The organism is Acetobacterium carbinolicum (genome assembly GCF_047456275.1).
GTDB lineage: Bacteria > Bacillota > Clostridia > Eubacteriales > Eubacteriaceae > Acetobacterium > Acetobacterium carbinolicum.
Map to the genome: position 1 here is coordinate 3,970,263 of NZ_CP173357.1, position 15,399 is coordinate 3,985,661.

Annotated in this window: 18 protein-coding genes; 7 read left to right on the forward strand and 11 right to left on the reverse strand. The window is 39.9% G+C overall.

The genetic code is table 11. The annotated features are described in order from the left end of the window. Positions 1-32 precede the first annotated feature (32 nt). Both ACIZ62_RS18400 and ACIZ62_RS18405 read right to left on the reverse strand, forming a co-directional pair. Positions 33-242 (reverse strand): helix-turn-helix transcriptional regulator, encoded by a 210-nt coding sequence (locus ACIZ62_RS18400; protein ID WP_414150869.1) that lies wholly within the window; start codon positions 240-242, stop codon positions 33-35. A gap of 5 nt (positions 243-247) precedes the next feature. After that, on the reverse strand, positions 248-559 hold the full coding sequence (locus ACIZ62_RS18405; protein ID WP_414150870.1) for a DUF6442 family protein: 312 nt from the start codon (positions 557-559) through the stop codon (positions 248-250). A gap of 307 nt (positions 560-866) precedes the next feature. On the opposite strand from ACIZ62_RS18405, the gene ACIZ62_RS18410 reads away from it, so the two are divergent. The 5 genes from ACIZ62_RS18410 (at position 867) to ACIZ62_RS18430 (ending at position 5,393) form a co-directional block, all read left to right on the forward strand. After that, positions 867-1,502 carry a TetR/AcrR family transcriptional regulator gene (locus ACIZ62_RS18410; protein ID WP_414150871.1) on the forward strand — a complete coding sequence of 212 codons (636 nt, stop codon included), beginning with the start codon at positions 867-869 and terminating at the stop codon, positions 1,500-1,502. Positions 1,503-1,523: 21 nt separating this feature from the next. Next, on the forward strand, positions 1,524-2,462 hold the full coding sequence (locus tag ACIZ62_RS18415) for an alpha/beta fold hydrolase (protein ID WP_414150872.1): 939 nt from the start codon (positions 1,524-1,526) through the stop codon (positions 2,460-2,462). Between the two features lie 283 nt (positions 2,463-2,745). Next, positions 2,746-3,339: a uracil-DNA glycosylase family protein gene (locus ACIZ62_RS18420; RefSeq protein ID WP_414150873.1), complete on the forward strand. Its 594-nt coding sequence runs from the start codon at positions 2,746-2,748 to the stop codon at positions 3,337-3,339. A gap of 343 nt (positions 3,340-3,682) precedes the next feature. After that, positions 3,683-4,603: an ABC transporter ATP-binding protein gene (locus tag ACIZ62_RS18425; protein WP_414150874.1), complete on the forward strand. Its 921-nt coding sequence runs from the start codon at positions 3,683-3,685 to the stop codon at positions 4,601-4,603. A 1-nt stretch (position 4,604) separates the two neighbouring features. Beyond that, positions 4,605-5,393: an ABC transporter permease gene (locus ACIZ62_RS18430; protein ID WP_414150875.1), complete on the forward strand. Its 789-nt coding sequence runs from the start codon at positions 4,605-4,607 to the stop codon at positions 5,391-5,393. Between the two features lie 66 nt (positions 5,394-5,459). Here ACIZ62_RS18430 and ACIZ62_RS18435 read toward each other — a convergent pair whose 3' ends face one another. Both ACIZ62_RS18435 and ACIZ62_RS18440 read right to left on the reverse strand, forming a co-directional pair. After that, positions 5,460-5,639, reverse strand: a complete 180-nt coding sequence (locus ACIZ62_RS18435; protein WP_414150876.1) for a hypothetical protein — start codon at positions 5,637-5,639, stop codon at positions 5,460-5,462. A 545-nt stretch (positions 5,640-6,184) separates the two neighbouring features. After that, positions 6,185-6,778 carry a TetR/AcrR family transcriptional regulator gene (locus ACIZ62_RS18440; protein ID WP_414150877.1) on the reverse strand — a complete coding sequence of 198 codons (594 nt, stop codon included), beginning with the start codon at positions 6,776-6,778 and terminating at the stop codon, positions 6,185-6,187. Positions 6,779-6,937: 159 nt separating this feature from the next. On the opposite strand from ACIZ62_RS18440, the gene ACIZ62_RS18445 reads away from it, so the two are divergent. After that, on the forward strand, positions 6,938-8,935 hold the full coding sequence (locus ACIZ62_RS18445) for an FAD-dependent oxidoreductase (RefSeq protein ID WP_414150878.1): 1,998 nt from the start codon (positions 6,938-6,940) through the stop codon (positions 8,933-8,935). Positions 8,936-8,971: 36 nt separating this feature from the next. On the opposite strand, the gene ACIZ62_RS18450 is transcribed toward ACIZ62_RS18445, so the two are convergent. From ACIZ62_RS18450 to ACIZ62_RS18460, 3 genes are all read right to left on the reverse strand, one after another. Then, on the reverse strand, positions 8,972-9,262 hold the full coding sequence (locus ACIZ62_RS18450; protein ID WP_414150879.1) for a hypothetical protein: 291 nt from the start codon (positions 9,260-9,262) through the stop codon (positions 8,972-8,974). A gap of 400 nt (positions 9,263-9,662) precedes the next feature. Continuing rightward, entirely contained in the window at positions 9,663-10,475 is an 813-nt protein-coding gene (locus ACIZ62_RS18455) for a hypothetical protein (RefSeq protein ID WP_414150880.1), read from the reverse strand. 305 nt (positions 10,476-10,780) lie between these two features. Beyond that, a complete protein-coding gene (locus ACIZ62_RS18460) occupies positions 10,781-11,392 on the reverse strand; it encodes a TetR/AcrR family transcriptional regulator (RefSeq protein ID WP_414150881.1) in 612 nt (203 codons plus the stop codon). Positions 11,393-11,549: 157 nt separating this feature from the next. Here ACIZ62_RS18460 and ACIZ62_RS18465 point away from each other — a divergent pair, with 157 nt between their 5' ends. Continuing rightward, on the forward strand, positions 11,550-11,969 hold the full coding sequence (locus tag ACIZ62_RS18465; RefSeq protein ID WP_414150882.1) for a hypothetical protein: 420 nt from the start codon (positions 11,550-11,552) through the stop codon (positions 11,967-11,969). A 237-nt stretch (positions 11,970-12,206) separates the two neighbouring features. On the opposite strand, the gene ACIZ62_RS18470 is transcribed toward ACIZ62_RS18465, so the two are convergent. The 4 genes from ACIZ62_RS18470 to ACIZ62_RS18485 all read right to left on the reverse strand — a co-directional run bounded on the left by ACIZ62_RS18470 (position 12,207) and on the right by ACIZ62_RS18485 (position 15,390). After that, positions 12,207-12,542, reverse strand: coding sequence for an ArsR/SmtB family transcription factor (locus ACIZ62_RS18470; RefSeq protein ID WP_414150883.1), 336 nt, complete (start codon positions 12,540-12,542; stop codon positions 12,207-12,209). 122 nt (positions 12,543-12,664) lie between these two features. Continuing rightward, entirely contained in the window at positions 12,665-13,660 is a 996-nt protein-coding gene (locus ACIZ62_RS18475; RefSeq protein WP_414150884.1) for an ATP-binding cassette domain-containing protein, read from the reverse strand. Continuing rightward, on the reverse strand, positions 13,657-14,364 hold the full coding sequence (locus ACIZ62_RS18480) for a GTP-binding protein (RefSeq protein WP_414150885.1): 708 nt from the start codon (positions 14,362-14,364) through the stop codon (positions 13,657-13,659). Before ACIZ62_RS18480 ends, ACIZ62_RS18475 begins: the two co-directional genes overlap by 4 nt. Before the next feature lie 3 nt (positions 14,365-14,367). Then, positions 14,368-15,390, reverse strand: coding sequence for a FecCD family ABC transporter permease (locus ACIZ62_RS18485; protein ID WP_414150886.1), 1,023 nt, complete (start codon positions 15,388-15,390; stop codon positions 14,368-14,370). Positions 15,391-15,399: the final 9 nt, after the last annotated feature.

Consider the following 15,399-nt stretch of genomic DNA (forward strand, 5'->3'; position numbering starts at 1 on the left):
CCGTTTTGTTTCGCCGCTCTGATTAAAGGACGTTAATCAAAATAAAACAAATCCTCAAACTTTTTATCTAAGGCGATGCCCAGGATCAGGGCAAGTTTTGCTGTTGGGTTAAACTGACCTGTTTCAATGGAACTAATTGTATTACGGGAAACACCAACGCGTTCCGCAAGCTGACTTTGAGTCAGCTTGCTTTCTATTCTAATTTTTTTTAAATTATTCTTAAGGATAAGTTTATCGTCCATTTATCCTACCCCAAATTTGAAATCACGAAACTAACAAGAGACGCAATTGACGCTACTGTTCCCGCTATTGTTGCAACTAAATAGGATTTATTCTTTGAAAACTGATACTTTGGATACGATTCCGCTGCGAGAAAGGCCCAAAGCATCGCCATTGGCGCATAATTAGGTTGCCCTTTTAAAAAGTTAAATAGGGTAATAAAAATAAACACACCACAAAACGCAATTTCTCCAATGCGCCGCCCTCTGTTTTCCGCCTCCTGCATACCTTCATCAACTTTCTCAGCTCTACTTCTTTCCAAAACATCTTCTTTATTCATGACTATTTCCTCCCATCATGTATCTGACAAGTATACTTGGTAGACACATGATATATCTACCAAGTATACTTGTCAAGTCTTTTGCAAAGTTTTCTGTGCAATCAAAAGCAGTCACATAACTTCGCATCATGACAAGGGAAGGTTTCTGGACCTATCTCCTGTGAAAAGAAGGCCCTGAACATCGCTAAGGAATGATGGTAAACTTTATACAATAAGTATTTACAATAAGGATAAGCAATGCTATAATAACCGTGACCGATTCGGTCACGGTTATTATAGCATTCTATTTAAAGGAATTAGGATTAATATGACATTTGAAAAACTTGAAAAGGAAAAACAGAATAAAATTATCAACGCTGCCTGTGAAATATTCGCAAAACACGGTTATAAAAAAGCATCCATGAAGGATATTGCTGAGGCGGCCGGAATATCAAAAAGCGTGCTGTTCAAGTATATCTCCAATAAAGAAAATCTCTATATGAAAATCTTTAGATTAGCATCAGACAGCATTATCGAAGCGGACGAAATTTCTTACGCCGCGGAAGGGAGCGACTCTGATATGTTTTCGTTGATGCGGCGAAACGCGAAGACCAGACTTTCCCTATTCAAAGAATATCCGTGGATTTACAAGTTCGCTTATACCGCCGCCTTCGATAACGATTGTTTTGTTAAGGAACACGTCCGAAGAGAGCTTGAAAATTATCGAAAGCCACGCTTTAATACGAGTGAACTAAAATCAGAACATAATAATGTTTATAAGGGCTTAAGAGCGGATATTCCCCCGACAATCGCTAAGCAACTGATCCTCTGGGTTTCGCAGGGATATCTGGAAGAAAAACTATTTAAAGACGAAATTGATCCAGACGAACTCGAAAAAGGCTTTGAGGCATGGATTGACATTTTGGAGATACTTCTTAAAGGTAATAACAAAAGCTGTGATTGAAAAGAAAGGCCGGTGAACAAAATGAGTAACACGATTGAAACGAAAGAAATATCGAACGGTATTGAGAATGTGCCGGGGTTTAGGCATCATGATCTAAATGTATGTGGTGGGCCAATGTCGGTCTATGAAGCAGGCGAAAAGGGAAGACCTCTAGTCGTGCTGTTGCATGGTTCAATGTACGATGAATCACGGTTTATCTGGGATCAGCTGTTTCCATTTTTAAGCAGGGATTATCACCTATTCGCATTGGATTTGCCGCGACATGGAAAATCAAGACCGTGGGAAGGTTATCTGGATCGCACTAGACTGATGGACATTCTGCACAATACATTTAACCAGTTAGGACTTGAAGACTTTAGTCTTGTCGGTCTTTCCATGGGTGGCAGCCTCAGCATTGAATATGCAGCGCTACATCCGGATAAGGTCAAATCACTGGTTCTGTTCGAGCCGGGCGGATTGAGCGAAAAGATCGATTCACAGTTTATCGTATGGCTTTACACAAAGATACCGGGTATGCTTAGGATGCTTAACCGGAAGTATATTAAGAAAGATCATGCAGCGATGAGAAAATTGCTGGAATCTATTTATGTGGGCAGTTCAAAACCAACTGATCCGGACCGGTTGACTTCAATTCTCGAGGATGAGACCAAGGGTAAATATCAATATGGAGAAAATGACATGGACGACTGGCAGTTAAGCTGCATCGGGCCTTTCCGATTAAAGTGGACCCTTCTTGATAGGCTTCCATTGATTAAATGTCCGACTCTGTGGCTAAGAGGAGCGGACAGTGTTCTGGTGAAGCAGTTTGAGATTGACAAAGCGGTAAAACTGGTTATTGACAGTGGCACAAAAGCTGAATTGGAAGTCTTTCCGAACGCCGGGCATATCCTGCCTCTTGAACGGCCAGATCAGGCAAATGCGGCAGTAAAAGCGTTTCTTGATAAACTAGATCACCAGTAAACAGATACTCACGTTCTTTTTTTTTAAACGCATATGTCCAAGTGCCTGCAGGACCTAAACGGAACGATCACCAAAATCAATACCATATTATCTTTCAAAACGCTTACCGGTGCACCCCGAAAGAAATTATCGATACTATTGACACAATCAGCAGTGCCGGCATTCCGATTTATGTTACAATGAGAAGAAATAGCGGCGTCCTATTCTTCGTCCTTAGTCACTAGGAAAAAAGATAATCGAAAAATACAAACCGCCATTAGATCGTTACAAAGGAGTCTAAAAAATGAATATTAGAGCCGAATTAGAAAAAGCAGTTGGCGTTACAGAAAATATCCAGTTAAATGATTTAGCACTTGATCCCTTAAAAATCAAGACAATCATGATAAACGAGGTCGTTCCTGCTGACCCCTCTCAAGATTTTTACGGACAACTTGATGCCGATTACTTGACAACAACGATACCGCTTTTTCAAAAGTCTGGATTGCAAGTCAAAGACATACAAGACATCTTACACATGGGTGTCTATATTACAAACGCAGTCAAAACACCTAAATCAGATTACACGATTGAAAAAAGCAGTATCGTGAATAGCTTACCCTACTTGGAAAAAGAGCTTGCCTTATTTCCAAATATCAAAGTAATTATGCTCATGGGCGACGTTGCAAAAAAAGCATTTAACATGTTAACAAAGAAGGCAACCAAGAAAAATGTCATTCCGACTATTCCAACCTACAAGCTACGAAATAGCGAAATCTACTACGGGAATATTCGAGTAATGCCATCTTATATTATGACGGGCAAAAATATTCTCATCGAGAAGTCAAAGTTTGAAATGGCTTCTGAAGATATTGCCGCAATGGCACGCATAATTAAATAATCACCGTTTGTTAATTTTTTCAAAAAAACTGACAAGCATAAGTATCCGTGTTGAACGGAGAACTAGTCTATTCAACAGCAGCAAGTGAACGTTCACAATCGCTGAATACGGAAAAATCATTCAGAGTCTTTATAAGAATCAGCTCACGCCGAATCGAAAATTACGAACTTTGAGCTTGATTATTTCACCACCTGAAGATTATAGTAAATAAGTCTTTCAAAGCTCCTTTTGTTGCCGAAGTAGCAAAAGGAGCTTTGTTATTGACATTATATTATCATTATGATAATATAATCATATCGACAATAAAATTAATTGTTGTCGAATGTGAAAAGGAGGAAAATATATGAAGGCAATTTTTGCTGAAAGCCTTACAAAGATATACTCTGGCGACAAAAAAGCGTTGGACAATGTCAGCTTTGAACTGAGCCAAGGTGAAGTTTTTGGGTTTTTGGGTCCCAATGGGGCTGGTAAGACCACCTCTGTCAAACTTTTAAATGGCATGATATCACCATCAAAAGGCTCCTGCCATGTTTTTGGCATAGATCCCTCGTCCAGTCCAGAGAAAGTTCATGCTATCTCCGGCGTGGTTACGGAGCATGCGCAAATGTATGGAAATCTGACCGGGCTGGAAAACCTTGTGTTTTATGGTACATTATTTGGAATCTCAAAAGAAGAAAGCCAAAAGCGAGCACTCGCGTTGCTAGAGCGATTGGATCTTACTCCCGCTAAAGACAAAAAGCTGACTACCTATTCTACCGGGATGCGCCAACGCCTTTCATTAGCAAGAGCAATGATCCATACCCCAAAAATATTATTTTTGGATGAACCTACTTCCGGCTTAGACCCGGAGAGTGCGCAAAGTGTGAACAATATGATCAGAGAATTGGCAAGTGACAAAGGAACCACCGTTTTCTTATGTACGCATCAGCTACGTTATGCTCAGGAGATCTGCTCCTCATATGGGCTGATCGATGATGGAACACTGTTGGCGGTAGGCAGCCTTGATGCTTTGCGCAACAGAGTTTTCTCCGGGCTAAACGTTCATATTAAGTCAAACTGTTTTCCGGAAGAAATACCTCTTAGGCAAACTGAAGGACAGTGGGCTGAAATCAATGTGCAGACGGAGGAGGAAATTCCACCGATTGTGAAGCGCATTGTGAATGCTGGCGGTAATGTCTATTCAGTGACGGCAAACAAATTGTCGTTGGAAGAAATATACTTCTCTCTGATTGAGAAACGGAAAGAGAAAAAGGAGGTTAATTAAGATGAATACAATGCAATCCGCTTTAATTAGAAAGGATATCCGAGGCATTACTGCCAACAAGCAGTTGCTCGTAGCAATGATAAGTGTTCCCATCGCGCTGACGGTTGTTATACCCTCAATTTTCATTATGCTGCTCCATTTTATGCCGAATGATTTGACGGACTTTGACATCATGCTGCGTATGTTGCCGACAAACATTCAGTCGGATAATATGAATACTGCGATTATATCGCTTCTCTTAAACAACATTATGCCCGTTTTTTTTATTATCATCCCCATTATGGCGGCATCGATTATGGCGGCAAGTTCTTTCGTAGGTGAGAAAGAAAAGCGAACACTGGAAACGCTTCTTTATTGCCCGCTTTCTCTAAAACAAATATTTAGATCAAAAATACTTTCTTCGTTTATCATGAGTGAACTGGTTTCCGTCCTGTCTTTTATCATTATGACACTTGTAACGCAGATTGAAATATTTCTGACAACAGGCAGCCTACTGTTACCGAATATCAGTTGGCTGGTAGTCTTATTACTTCTTTCACCTGCTGTGTCCCTAATCTCAATCACGTTGATTGTGCGTGGCTCTGCCAAGGCGCAAACCATGGAAGAATCCCAGCAGCGTAGCGCACTTCTGGTTTTGCCGGTGATCTTTCTGGTGGCTGGACAATTTGTTGGGATTATCCTTATAAACATTTGGATTCTATTGGGCTTAGGTGTCCTGTTGGCAGCGATTGCATGGATTTTGATGAATGGCTCGTTTCAAAAGATAAGCTATGAATCAATGCTGCGTTGATAGCAAAGCCCAAACAAAAACACTATAAAACCATAACCAGATCAAAGCGGTGCATCATTGACATAGTCACCCAGCAGCGGCAGATGCGGCATTGCGTACCCACTTAACCGCTGGCAAGACCTTTAAGGCTTCCTGAAGCCATGCCGCCTGAAGCGATGGATTAAAACCACTTGCTTCACCACTTGCTTCACCGACGATCACTTCTTTTAAGCGGCCATAGTCACTGCCGATATAAACGGACTCCATTCATAAAGTCTGTTGCCTCTAAACAACTCGCAGTAAACCATCTGGCTGTTATAATAATTGTTGTGATTTTCGTCGGTGAACTGTGACTTGATTTCATCACTTAGATTTGGATCATTTGCGATGATCTGTAACAGTGTATACACGTAGAAAAAAGCCCGTTTTTCCGACAACACATCTTTCAAACTTTCTGGATAGGTAGATCTGTCTTTTTCACTAACAGAAATATCAGACTTATTGGTTAACGTCTTTCTTACAAAGCCATTCGCAATAAACCACTCTGACTGTTCATGAAAATGTTCAGAACCACAGACTATCAGAATTGTTGTTTCAGATGGCAAGCATTCAGTTTGAGGTTAATATTTTCAGATATTTTATCGTCACGTTTCTCATTGGTTGAATTTCCTTGGAAAAAGATCCGAAAATAATATCCGAACTTTTTTATAGATGTATGCCAGTTCAAATTAAGTCGTTATATTTAAACCAACACTACCTACCGACATGTTAACGTTTTTTATTTCCTTATTCCCATGCAATTAACCTAATCATCATTTTGTCATTGAAGTTTTTTTATATATTAAATCGAAATATTTCTTTGCCGCTTCTACCAGATCATAGTTTCCTCCTGTTGAACTCCAGTTTACAGCTAATCCTAAAAATGCTGATGCAAAACAATATGATAAATCTTCAGCTGAAGTATCGGCATCAAGCTCCCCTGTTTCTTGCGCTTTACGCGTATATTCAATAACCATTTGTCGCAATTTTTTCAAATTCGGATCAAAATCATTTAACCTAAAGTTGAACATATAATTTTGTTGTTCCATATCAATTTTAATTAGATTTTTTAATATATCTGTATTCAAATTTGCAATGCCTTTTATGTGTATTTGCTTCACTTTCCAACATTTATCAAGCCATGTTATTTCATTATCGATATCCTTTAAAATAGTTTCTATCTCTTCATCAACTAAAGAAAAATAATCTAAAAGTAGCGTTTTCTTCGAATCATAATGATAATAAAATGTCCTCTTTGTAATATTGCAGCTCTCACATATTTCGTTAATCGTTACATTATCAAATCCATTTTTCTTAAAAAGTTCAATCGCTTTAACCAAAATTGTATGTTTTATATTTTCTATCATAGTTGTCCCTCCAATGTATATTTGCAATTTTATCATACTTATTAAAATATATTAACTTTATATTTACGAAAATATTGACATCTCGTACACCGCAGTATACAATCAATGTATACCGCGGTAACAAAATTATTTTTAACTTATCAAAGTGAGGTGTTTTTTATGAAAAGTAAAATTGATGCATTATTTCAGCCTATGAGCATAGGCACAATGAAAGTAAAAAACAGAATAGCGATGGCTCCAATGGGTTTACATTCAAAAAATCCTGACGGAAGTTTTAATCAAAATGCTGTCGATTTATACGTTGCACGCGCTAAGGGCGGCGTCGGATTAATTGTAACAACCGGTATCGCATGCCAGAATAAACTCGACTCAATGCGTGCTACCTTGGCAACTGCAGGTGATTCTTATGTAGCAGCTTCCAAAAAGCTTACCGATGAAGTACACAAGTATGGTGCTAAAATTGTGCTTCAAATCGCAAACGGTGCTGGTAGAAATCGAAAAAATGGTTTCTTTACAGACAATGACCCTATTTCTTCTTCGGAAAATCCAAATGTTTGGCATCCTGAAATGATGCATCGTGCATTAACAACAGAAGAAGTTCAATTTCTTATCCAATCTTATGCTAATGGTGCTTATGTTGCAAAACAGGCCGGCTTTGATGGGGTAGAAGTTCATGCGCTTCATGAAGGATACTTAATGGATCAATTTTCTATGGAATGTACTAATCGTCGCACAGACCAATATGGCGGAAGCTTAGAGAACAGACTTCGCTATGCTACCGAAACAGTACAGGCAATAAAGGAAAAATGCGGAAACGATTTTCCTGTTTTGATAAGATATAGTGTTAAAAGCTATATGAAAGGATTTGGTCTTGATAAAGGTGCCCTTCCTGGAGAAAAATTCGAAGAATTTGGCCGTGATTTAGAAGAGAGTGCTAAAATAGCCAAAATTCTTCAGGATGCTGGTTATGATGCTTTAGATGCAGACAATGGCACCTATGAATCATGGTATTTTGCACACCCGCCAGTATATATGCCAAAAGCCTGTAACTTGGCAGATGCTCAATATATCAAACAATTTGTTAATATTCCTGTTATATGTGCAGGAAAAATGGATGATCCTGAAATAACAGCCGAGGCTGTCGCAAGTGGAAGTATCGATGCTATTTCTGTTGGACGAGCACTCCTTGCTGACCCTGAATGGCCAAATAAAGTACAAACTGAAAACGTTGATGATATCAGACCTTGCATAGGATGTCATGCCGGATGTTTGGAGCGGTTTTTCGCTGGCAAGAATACTTCATGTGCAATTAATCCACAAGTTGGCATGGAAAGAAAATATGAAATTAAACCTGCTGTTCTCAAAAAAAATATTATGGTCATCGGTGGCGGTATAAGCGGTATGGAAGCCGCAAGAATTAGCGCACTTAGAGGGCATAAAGTAGATTTATATGAACGTACAAATCATCTTGGCGGTGTTTTCATTCCTGCTTCTTCTATGAGTTTTAAAGAAGAGGATAAAAAATTAATCCAATGGTATGTGAAACAACTTAAAGATACTGGTGTAACAGTTCATATGAACACAGAAGTAAATGAAAACACTATAAAAGCTGCTAAACCAAATTCTATTTTTGTAGCAACAGGTTCTACTGCAAGAAAGTTAAACATAAATGGCGCAAGTTCAGAAAAAGTTATAACCGCAGTGGAAGCATTATTGGAGATTAAACCAATCGGTGATAAAGTGGTCGTTATAGGCGGAGGGCTTACTGGCGTTGAAATCGGGTATAGCCTAACAAAAGATAAAGGAAAACAGGTAGAAATACTTGAAATGCTGCCTGACATTTTACAGGTACAGGACCTAAATGCTGCCAATAAAACGATGCTTCAAAATCTTGTATTATCTCATAACATTGGTATTCATACTAATGCAAAGGTTACCGCAATCACATCGAAAGGGGTGCAGTTTGAGGAAAATGGGGCCCCAGTGGAATTAGATGCTGACACAATTATTACAAGTATTGGCTACATTAGCGATAAATCATTCTATGAAACAATAAAAGATTGTGGTGCAGAGGTGCATTTAATTGGCGATGCATCAAAGGTATCTAATCTAATGGGCGCTATTTGGGATGCCTATGAAATTGCCATGGCAATTTAAAGAATAAATATAATACAGAACAGTTTAAAAAACCTCCTATGTTAGTGTAAAATAAGACTTAACAATTGATGCCACCCATGTGGAAGCCAACACGATCAAAAAAACACCAGAGCGGTTGATGAAACGCCTGGCCAGAAAGATCATAAACAGGCCACAAAGGTCATGAAAGACTACCTGGAAACGGTAATTGAAATAGTCGAAAGCAGCACAACCCTGGAAATCCCGGAAACAAGCCGGAAGACTGAAAAAGCAATTCTGGTGGAGCCTAAATTTATGAACCAGACCGGAACCCGCTCGCTGGTCGATGAGGATACCTGCAGAGTTCATGATTCAGCAACCTCATTATCTCCAACTCGTCTATTGCATCGGTTAGAGCATTTTGTATCTCGCAGGATGCCAAATCTTCGCTCAACAATCTACAAGTGTCTTCCGCGCCACAACATCGTTTTAAACCGCTCATTCCGCAGTACTCAACACAACTCTTTATTTTGGGGGTTGCGTTGAATGCTGCCAGTTTCATAATGTCGTGCCAAGGGAGGTGTCGGAGTTCCGACAAGTGACGATAGTCAAACGTGGCGCTGTGTAAAAGTCAGCCCGTAAAATTATGGTCATTGGAATCAACCCCTTGGGGTTTTATGAAATCTCCCAAAGTCAGAAAATCGATGAATTCAAAAAGAACAAAAAAAAGAGCCAGCTTCGAAGGGAAAAATGCTGAGCTCAACGGGCTCTATTCATAAAGCTTGTTATCTCTAAACAACTCGCAGAAAACCATTTGGCTGTTATAAAAATTGTCGTGATTTCCGTCGGTAAACTGCCCCTTTATTTCATCACTTAGATTAGGATCACTTGCGATGATCTGTGGCAGTGTATATGCGTAGAAAAAAGCCCGTTTTTCCCACTCATCTTCTAAACTTTCCGGATAGGTAAATCCGTCTTTATCACTAATAAAAATATCAGACTTACTCGTTATCGTCTTTCTTGCAAAGCCACTCGCAATAAACCGTTCCGACTGTTCATAAAAATGTCCAGAACCACAGACCACCAGAATTGTAGTTTGAGGTGGCAAAGCATTCAATTTGAGATTAATATTTTCGAATATCTTATCATCACGTTTATCATTGGTTGAATTTGATTTAAAATCATTATCAACCACCCACCAATCCACCATTCCCACTTTGATGTCATTATCAAGGCAATAACTATATACAACTGTCATATCAACCGGTCCATCAACGACGCCGTATTCATTATATATCGCTTCTCTGGCTTCAATTAGAACACAATCCGGTTTTATATTCGCAATCGCACTCGTAATATCTTTCATTGAATATCCCAGGAATTTATTAAAGTGTGTTTTATGAACGGTTCCTAATAGATATACCGTTTGATTCTGTGGTGTTTCAAAGGAAGCAATCAAGGCGTTTTTATTTAGATTCCTATTTAACACGAATCCAATCGCACCAACAGCTAACAACAGTATGATCAATAAACCGATTAGTATCCTATTTCTGAGTTTATGCTTCTTCTTTGCTGCATTCATTTTAAAGCCTCCCACTATTATACAAATTAATTTAAGTTCTCATAAAAAGCAACCTGTTTTTATCGCTCCCTATGACAAATTGATTACTATGGCTTGATTATGCCCTATCTGTGCAGAGCCTTTTAAGGACATTCGTCAATGCAATTGAAGCAAAGAATACATTCTGTGCCATTTATTCGTTTTCTGGAATTATTTGTCATATCGACATTCATCGGTCATACCTCTTACCCCTACCACACGCATTGCACTTTTCTTTATTTTTTTTAACCCGAAGCAATAAAAAATAACTCGCTGGTTTTAAAATTTCAGATCTTATTATTTAATAACGCTACTATTATGTCAATGGCAAGCAATTTTGCGATATCAAATTCTTCTCTCGTCTGTTTTTGCAAAATATAATCGTGGCACACCTGTTCCACGATACCATAGCTAATTCTCACTTTTTCAAGCAGATTAATTTTAGAAAATCCCGCAGACACTAATAATTCATAAAGCTCTGATAACAGGGAATTTTCAAAATCATTAAATAAAGTAAAAATATCTTTCTCAAGCAGGGAAAGGGCAAAAAACTCATTATGAGCTTCAGCATTCATCGTGTGTGATGCAATGGAAATGTCAATAAATTTTTCAATCACGATGGGCATATGATCCTTTTTTATTGGAGTATTTAACAAGGGCTGAAACTGCTCTGATAGTGAAGAAATATAAAACTTAATCACTTCAAAGAGGATGTCTTTTTTATCTTGAAAATAACTGTATACAATCCCTGTCGAAACACCAGCCTCTTGCGCAATTTCTACTGTATTCGTTTTATAGTAACCTTTGTCGCTAAAAAGTTTATAACTCGCTCTTATGATACTTTGTTTCTTTTCTATTGATCTCCTCTGTTTTGGTTCCCTGATTTCTTGCTTTGCCATTTTGCTCCCACCAATCATAATAGAATAGGCATATTATATAATAAAAATTGGGTGCAATCAACAATTGTGAAACTTCTTTCATATTCGATTGACAACTCTGCCAAGGATGTATATACTTATAACATGAAATATATTTCATGTTATAAGGAGAGATACTATGAAACAGACCAAAACAAATATTACCATTAAGCACTACAAATTTTATCTTATGTTTATGCTTATTGCTTGTGGCGGAGCATTCATCTGGCAATTTTTTTTGCCAAATTTAAGTGGACAATTTTCAAGTTGGGAAAACAGTATCAACTGGCAACGTGAAATAGCCTTATGGAACATAGGCATCATTGCAGCAATTATTGTTGCGCTTATAAAAGAAAACATTGACTATATGAAAATACTGACTTTTCAATCAACTGTTCTCTGTTGGCTTTTGGGACTAAACCACCTTATTTCATTATTACAAAATTTTTCACTTACCCATATTATTCACATTATGGGCGTTTTTGAGGTTTTGCTTCTGGGTGGCATTTGGGGTGCAATTTTACTCTACAAATCTAAAAGGACAAAAAACATTTTTTGATTTCCACTTGACTCTGACGTTGCGTAATACGGAGGATTTTTAGACTTTATAAATAAATCAAGGGGTATGATAAGAACATGACAAAGGGGACGTTTGAGACCTGTGGCATGCCTATGTCATTTAAAAACTGAGGATACTAACAAAAAAACCCGTTTAAAAGCGCTTTACGTCTTTTAAGCGGGTTTCGCGATGATCCTTTATTTAAATCAGACCAAAGAATCAAGCTCATCGTTTTATTTATGATTGATGACCGTGACAAATAATCTTTTGTTCAGATGAACAGTCCTGAGTTTCTTTGGCATCACAGGGGGATTTTTCATTCTGCGGACAGTTGATTTCTTCAGTGTCACATTTTTCTTCATTAATCTGGCTCAACTCGCGAAGATCGCTGGATAATTCTGTTAGCACCTCACGGTTGACCCGATAGTGCATAAAATTATTTTTATTTTCCGACATTAAAATCCCCGCATCTGCTAAGGCTTTGATATGTTTTGAGGCAATTTCCTTCGGCATATTTAATTCCTGAGAAATGGCATTGACACAATAATTCTTTTTTAACAACGCGTTCAACACTAAAACTGTTTCACTATTACTCAGTGCCTGTAATACTGTTTCTTTCAGAATAATTTCCTCCTAAAATTAAAAATCAGACTTTATGAGATCAGTTTACCTTATCTAACTGATTTAGTCAATACTTAATTAAATGTAATTTTTTGACCCTTTCGTAATTGTTCCCGGCACTGACTTAACCGATCGTCGAGTTGTTTTAACTCGCTGCAAATCCCCTTTTCTTCCGATGATGTCCAGATAGTTTTACAAATACCGCCGTTTTTTATAACGATGCGTTGATCTGCATTCAGTGCCAGTAACGGATCATGCGTGGCGATGAGTACAATCTTATCCCGGCTGGCTAACAATTTTAAGGCTTTTACCTTATCGATACCAGCATTTTCAATTTCATCAATCAGAACAATCGGTGAGATGCAAAGCAAAGCTGCATCAGCAATCATCAAAGCTCGGGACTGGCCCCCGCTGAGCGCCGTCAACGGCGTCGAAGGATCAAAGGCCTCTCCTGATAAGTGGTTGGCTTCATTTAAAATAGCGGCTATTTTTTCATCCGGGTTGTCAATCAGCCGACTCTCGGCATGAAGCCTTAGAAATTCTTGTACTGAAAGATCCATTACAAAATTCATATTTTGTGATATTTGAGCAACCAGCCGATGGGCACTGGAGGTCCGCCAGTTTTCTGGCGGGATTTCGCCGTTGATCAACACCCGGCGTCCGGTCGGGGTATCCCCCCGGGCCAACCATTCAATGTCAGCCAGAAGCCGGCTCTTTCCCGATCCGGTAGGCCCGACAATACCGATAATTTCGCCTTTTTTCATCACCAGTCTGCCACTTTCCGGCAAACCGTCTTTATCCTTGCCCCCCAACAGCGTCATGGAATCAACCGGGAGCAATGCCCCACATCGGATGGCTTCCATCCGTTCTATAAATGCATAATAATCCCGAATCAATCTTTTTTTATCCAAGCCCATATCTTCAAAGAGTGAATATGGCTGCCGCTCAATAAACGTTTCAATGGTGATCGCTTCATCCACCAGCTTCAGTCCGTTAAACTTAAAAAAATCAATCACGTAGGGTTTTTCCCGGAGCATCTCAGAAATGAGTAAACCATTCTCTTTCATCATTTAAACTGGCCCCTCTCCGAAACCGGATCCAGCTTCATTTTTTTATGATCTGCCAGTTGTTTATCATTGCCGATATTAACCTGTCCCAGGCAATAAGAACACAGCGCCGAAGGCATCGATGCCCGTAGTTGCTGATCAAAAAGCGATTCACACTCGGCAGCGTTTTGAATCAGCCGAGACAAACGATCGGCACCCTGACCGCTAATTCCGTTAATCTGCAGAATTTCTGCGGTCGGGTTAGCCTGGATAATTTTAAAACTGAAGATTTCCCGTTCCGCCTGAGAAACAATATCGCCTTTGGTCACCACGACAATATCGGCCATCTTCAGCATCGGTCCAATTTTCTGTGGGGTGTTCATCCCCATCAGGTTATCAATCACACAAACTGACAGTACCCCCTCAATATGGGGCGAGCAACGATTACAAAGCCCGGCACTTTCACTGATCAGCAAATCAAATTTCTGCCGGATTCCCCACTGAATACAGGCTTCAATATTACTGACAAAATAATGATCCGGACAGATGCTGCCCGAAAGACCAATCCGACACTGAGCCCCCTTTTGTTCATAAAGCCGATCATCTCCGGTGGACAGGCAATCAAATTTCAAAACGCCCACCGTCAGGCTTGAAAGTTCTTCAATCACCGCGAGCAAGACCGATGTTTTCCCGGAAGACGGCGGTCCGGAAACCGTTACAAATTTCATGGTTTAACCTTCCTTTCGCTGCATATTTTTTAGCAGGTATAAAAAAAACGGCGCCCCCAACACAGCGGTTACAATCCCAACGGACAATTCCACCGGCTGAAACACGGTTCTCGCCAAAGTATCGGAAAAAACCAGCAAAACACCACCCAACAAAGCAGAAAGAGGTACCAGAAAACGGTGATCGCTGCCAATCATCAGCCGGCCGATATGCGGTGCAATCAGTCCCACAAAACCGATTGTCCCAGCCGCGGCCACGGCACTGCCAGCCAGCAATGATGCCACCATGATGATCACCACCCGATACAGCCCAATTCGCAGACCCATACTACTGGCAATTTCATCCCCCAGTTCAAAAAGGTTCAATTTCGGACTGATAAAAACTGCGATCACTAAGCCCACCAGACTATACGGAAGAATCATGTTTACCGCACTCCAGCTTCTGCCGGACAGACTCCCCAGTGTCCAGGAAAAGGTGACATCCAGGACATCGCTGTTAATCATCATAATCCCGTTGGTTACCGCATTTAACAGCGCCGACACCGCCATCCCCGCCAATACAATGTGCACCGTTGACGACTTTTGTCCGGTTTTTGCAGCCAAAAAATAAATCAGCAACGAGGCCAGCAATGCACCGATAAAGGAAGCTGGGGTAATCAGTTGAATGCTCTGGGGAAACAAGGCCATAATCGAAATCGCTGCCAGTCCAGCGCCAGCATTAACCCCAATGATATTGGGTGATGCCATGGGATTTCTTAACACGCCCTGAAGCAGAACCCCGGAAACAGCCAGATTCATCCCCACCAGAACACCCGTCACAATTCGTGGTATCCTGATATTTTGGAGAATGTGATAATTACCACCTTTTGAAACCCGGCCGGTGATGGCACCGATAATCTCCTGAAACGAGGCATCAGCCGTTCCCATCCCAATGCTTAAAATGCTGACAAAAAGAAGGGCGGCAAAAGCCGCCACAATAATCCCTATTTTTTTTCCCCGTGTCAAGACCTGTTTGTCCTTCGCTAACATTTACTTCTC

Coding starts and splice junctions, on each gene's coding strand:
- ACIZ62_RS18400 (WP_414150869.1), bottom strand. CDS start 242: ATGGACGATAAACTTATCCTTAAGAATAATTTAAAAAAAATTAGAATA.
- ACIZ62_RS18405 (WP_414150870.1), bottom strand. CDS start 559: ATGAATAAAGAAGATGTTTTGGAAAGAAGTAGAGCTGAGAAAGTTGAT.
- ACIZ62_RS18410 (WP_414150871.1), top strand. CDS start 867: ATGACATTTGAAAAACTTGAAAAGGAAAAACAGAATAAAATTATCAAC.
- ACIZ62_RS18415 (WP_414150872.1), top strand. CDS start 1,524: ATGAGTAACACGATTGAAACGAAAGAAATATCGAACGGTATTGAGAAT.
- ACIZ62_RS18420 (WP_414150873.1), top strand. CDS start 2,746: ATGAATATTAGAGCCGAATTAGAAAAAGCAGTTGGCGTTACAGAAAAT.
- ACIZ62_RS18425 (WP_414150874.1), top strand. CDS start 3,683: ATGAAGGCAATTTTTGCTGAAAGCCTTACAAAGATATACTCTGGCGAC.
- ACIZ62_RS18430 (WP_414150875.1), top strand. CDS start 4,605: ATGAATACAATGCAATCCGCTTTAATTAGAAAGGATATCCGAGGCATT.
- ACIZ62_RS18435 (WP_414150876.1), bottom strand. CDS start 5,639: ATGGAGTCCGTTTATATCGGCAGTGACTATGGCCGCTTAAAAGAAGTG.
- ACIZ62_RS18440 (WP_414150877.1), bottom strand. CDS start 6,778: ATGATAGAAAATATAAAACATACAATTTTGGTTAAAGCGATTGAACTT.
- ACIZ62_RS18445 (WP_414150878.1), top strand. CDS start 6,938: ATGAAAAGTAAAATTGATGCATTATTTCAGCCTATGAGCATAGGCACA.
- ACIZ62_RS18450 (WP_414150879.1), bottom strand. CDS start 9,262: ATGAACTCTGCAGGTATCCTCATCGACCAGCGAGCGGGTTCCGGTCTG.
- ACIZ62_RS18455 (WP_414150880.1), bottom strand. CDS start 10,475: ATGAATGCAGCAAAGAAGAAGCATAAACTCAGAAATAGGATACTAATC.
- ACIZ62_RS18460 (WP_414150881.1), bottom strand. CDS start 11,392: ATGGCAAAGCAAGAAATCAGGGAACCAAAACAGAGGAGATCAATAGAA.
- ACIZ62_RS18465 (WP_414150882.1), top strand. CDS start 11,550: ATGAAACAGACCAAAACAAATATTACCATTAAGCACTACAAATTTTAT.
- ACIZ62_RS18475 (WP_414150884.1), bottom strand. CDS start 13,660: ATGATGAAAGAGAATGGTTTACTCATTTCTGAGATGCTCCGGGAAAAA.
- ACIZ62_RS18480 (WP_414150885.1), bottom strand. CDS start 14,364: ATGAAATTTGTAACGGTTTCCGGACCGCCGTCTTCCGGGAAAACATCG.
- ACIZ62_RS18485 (WP_414150886.1), bottom strand. CDS start 15,390: ATGTTAGCGAAGGACAAACAGGTCTTGACACGGGGAAAAAAAATAGGG.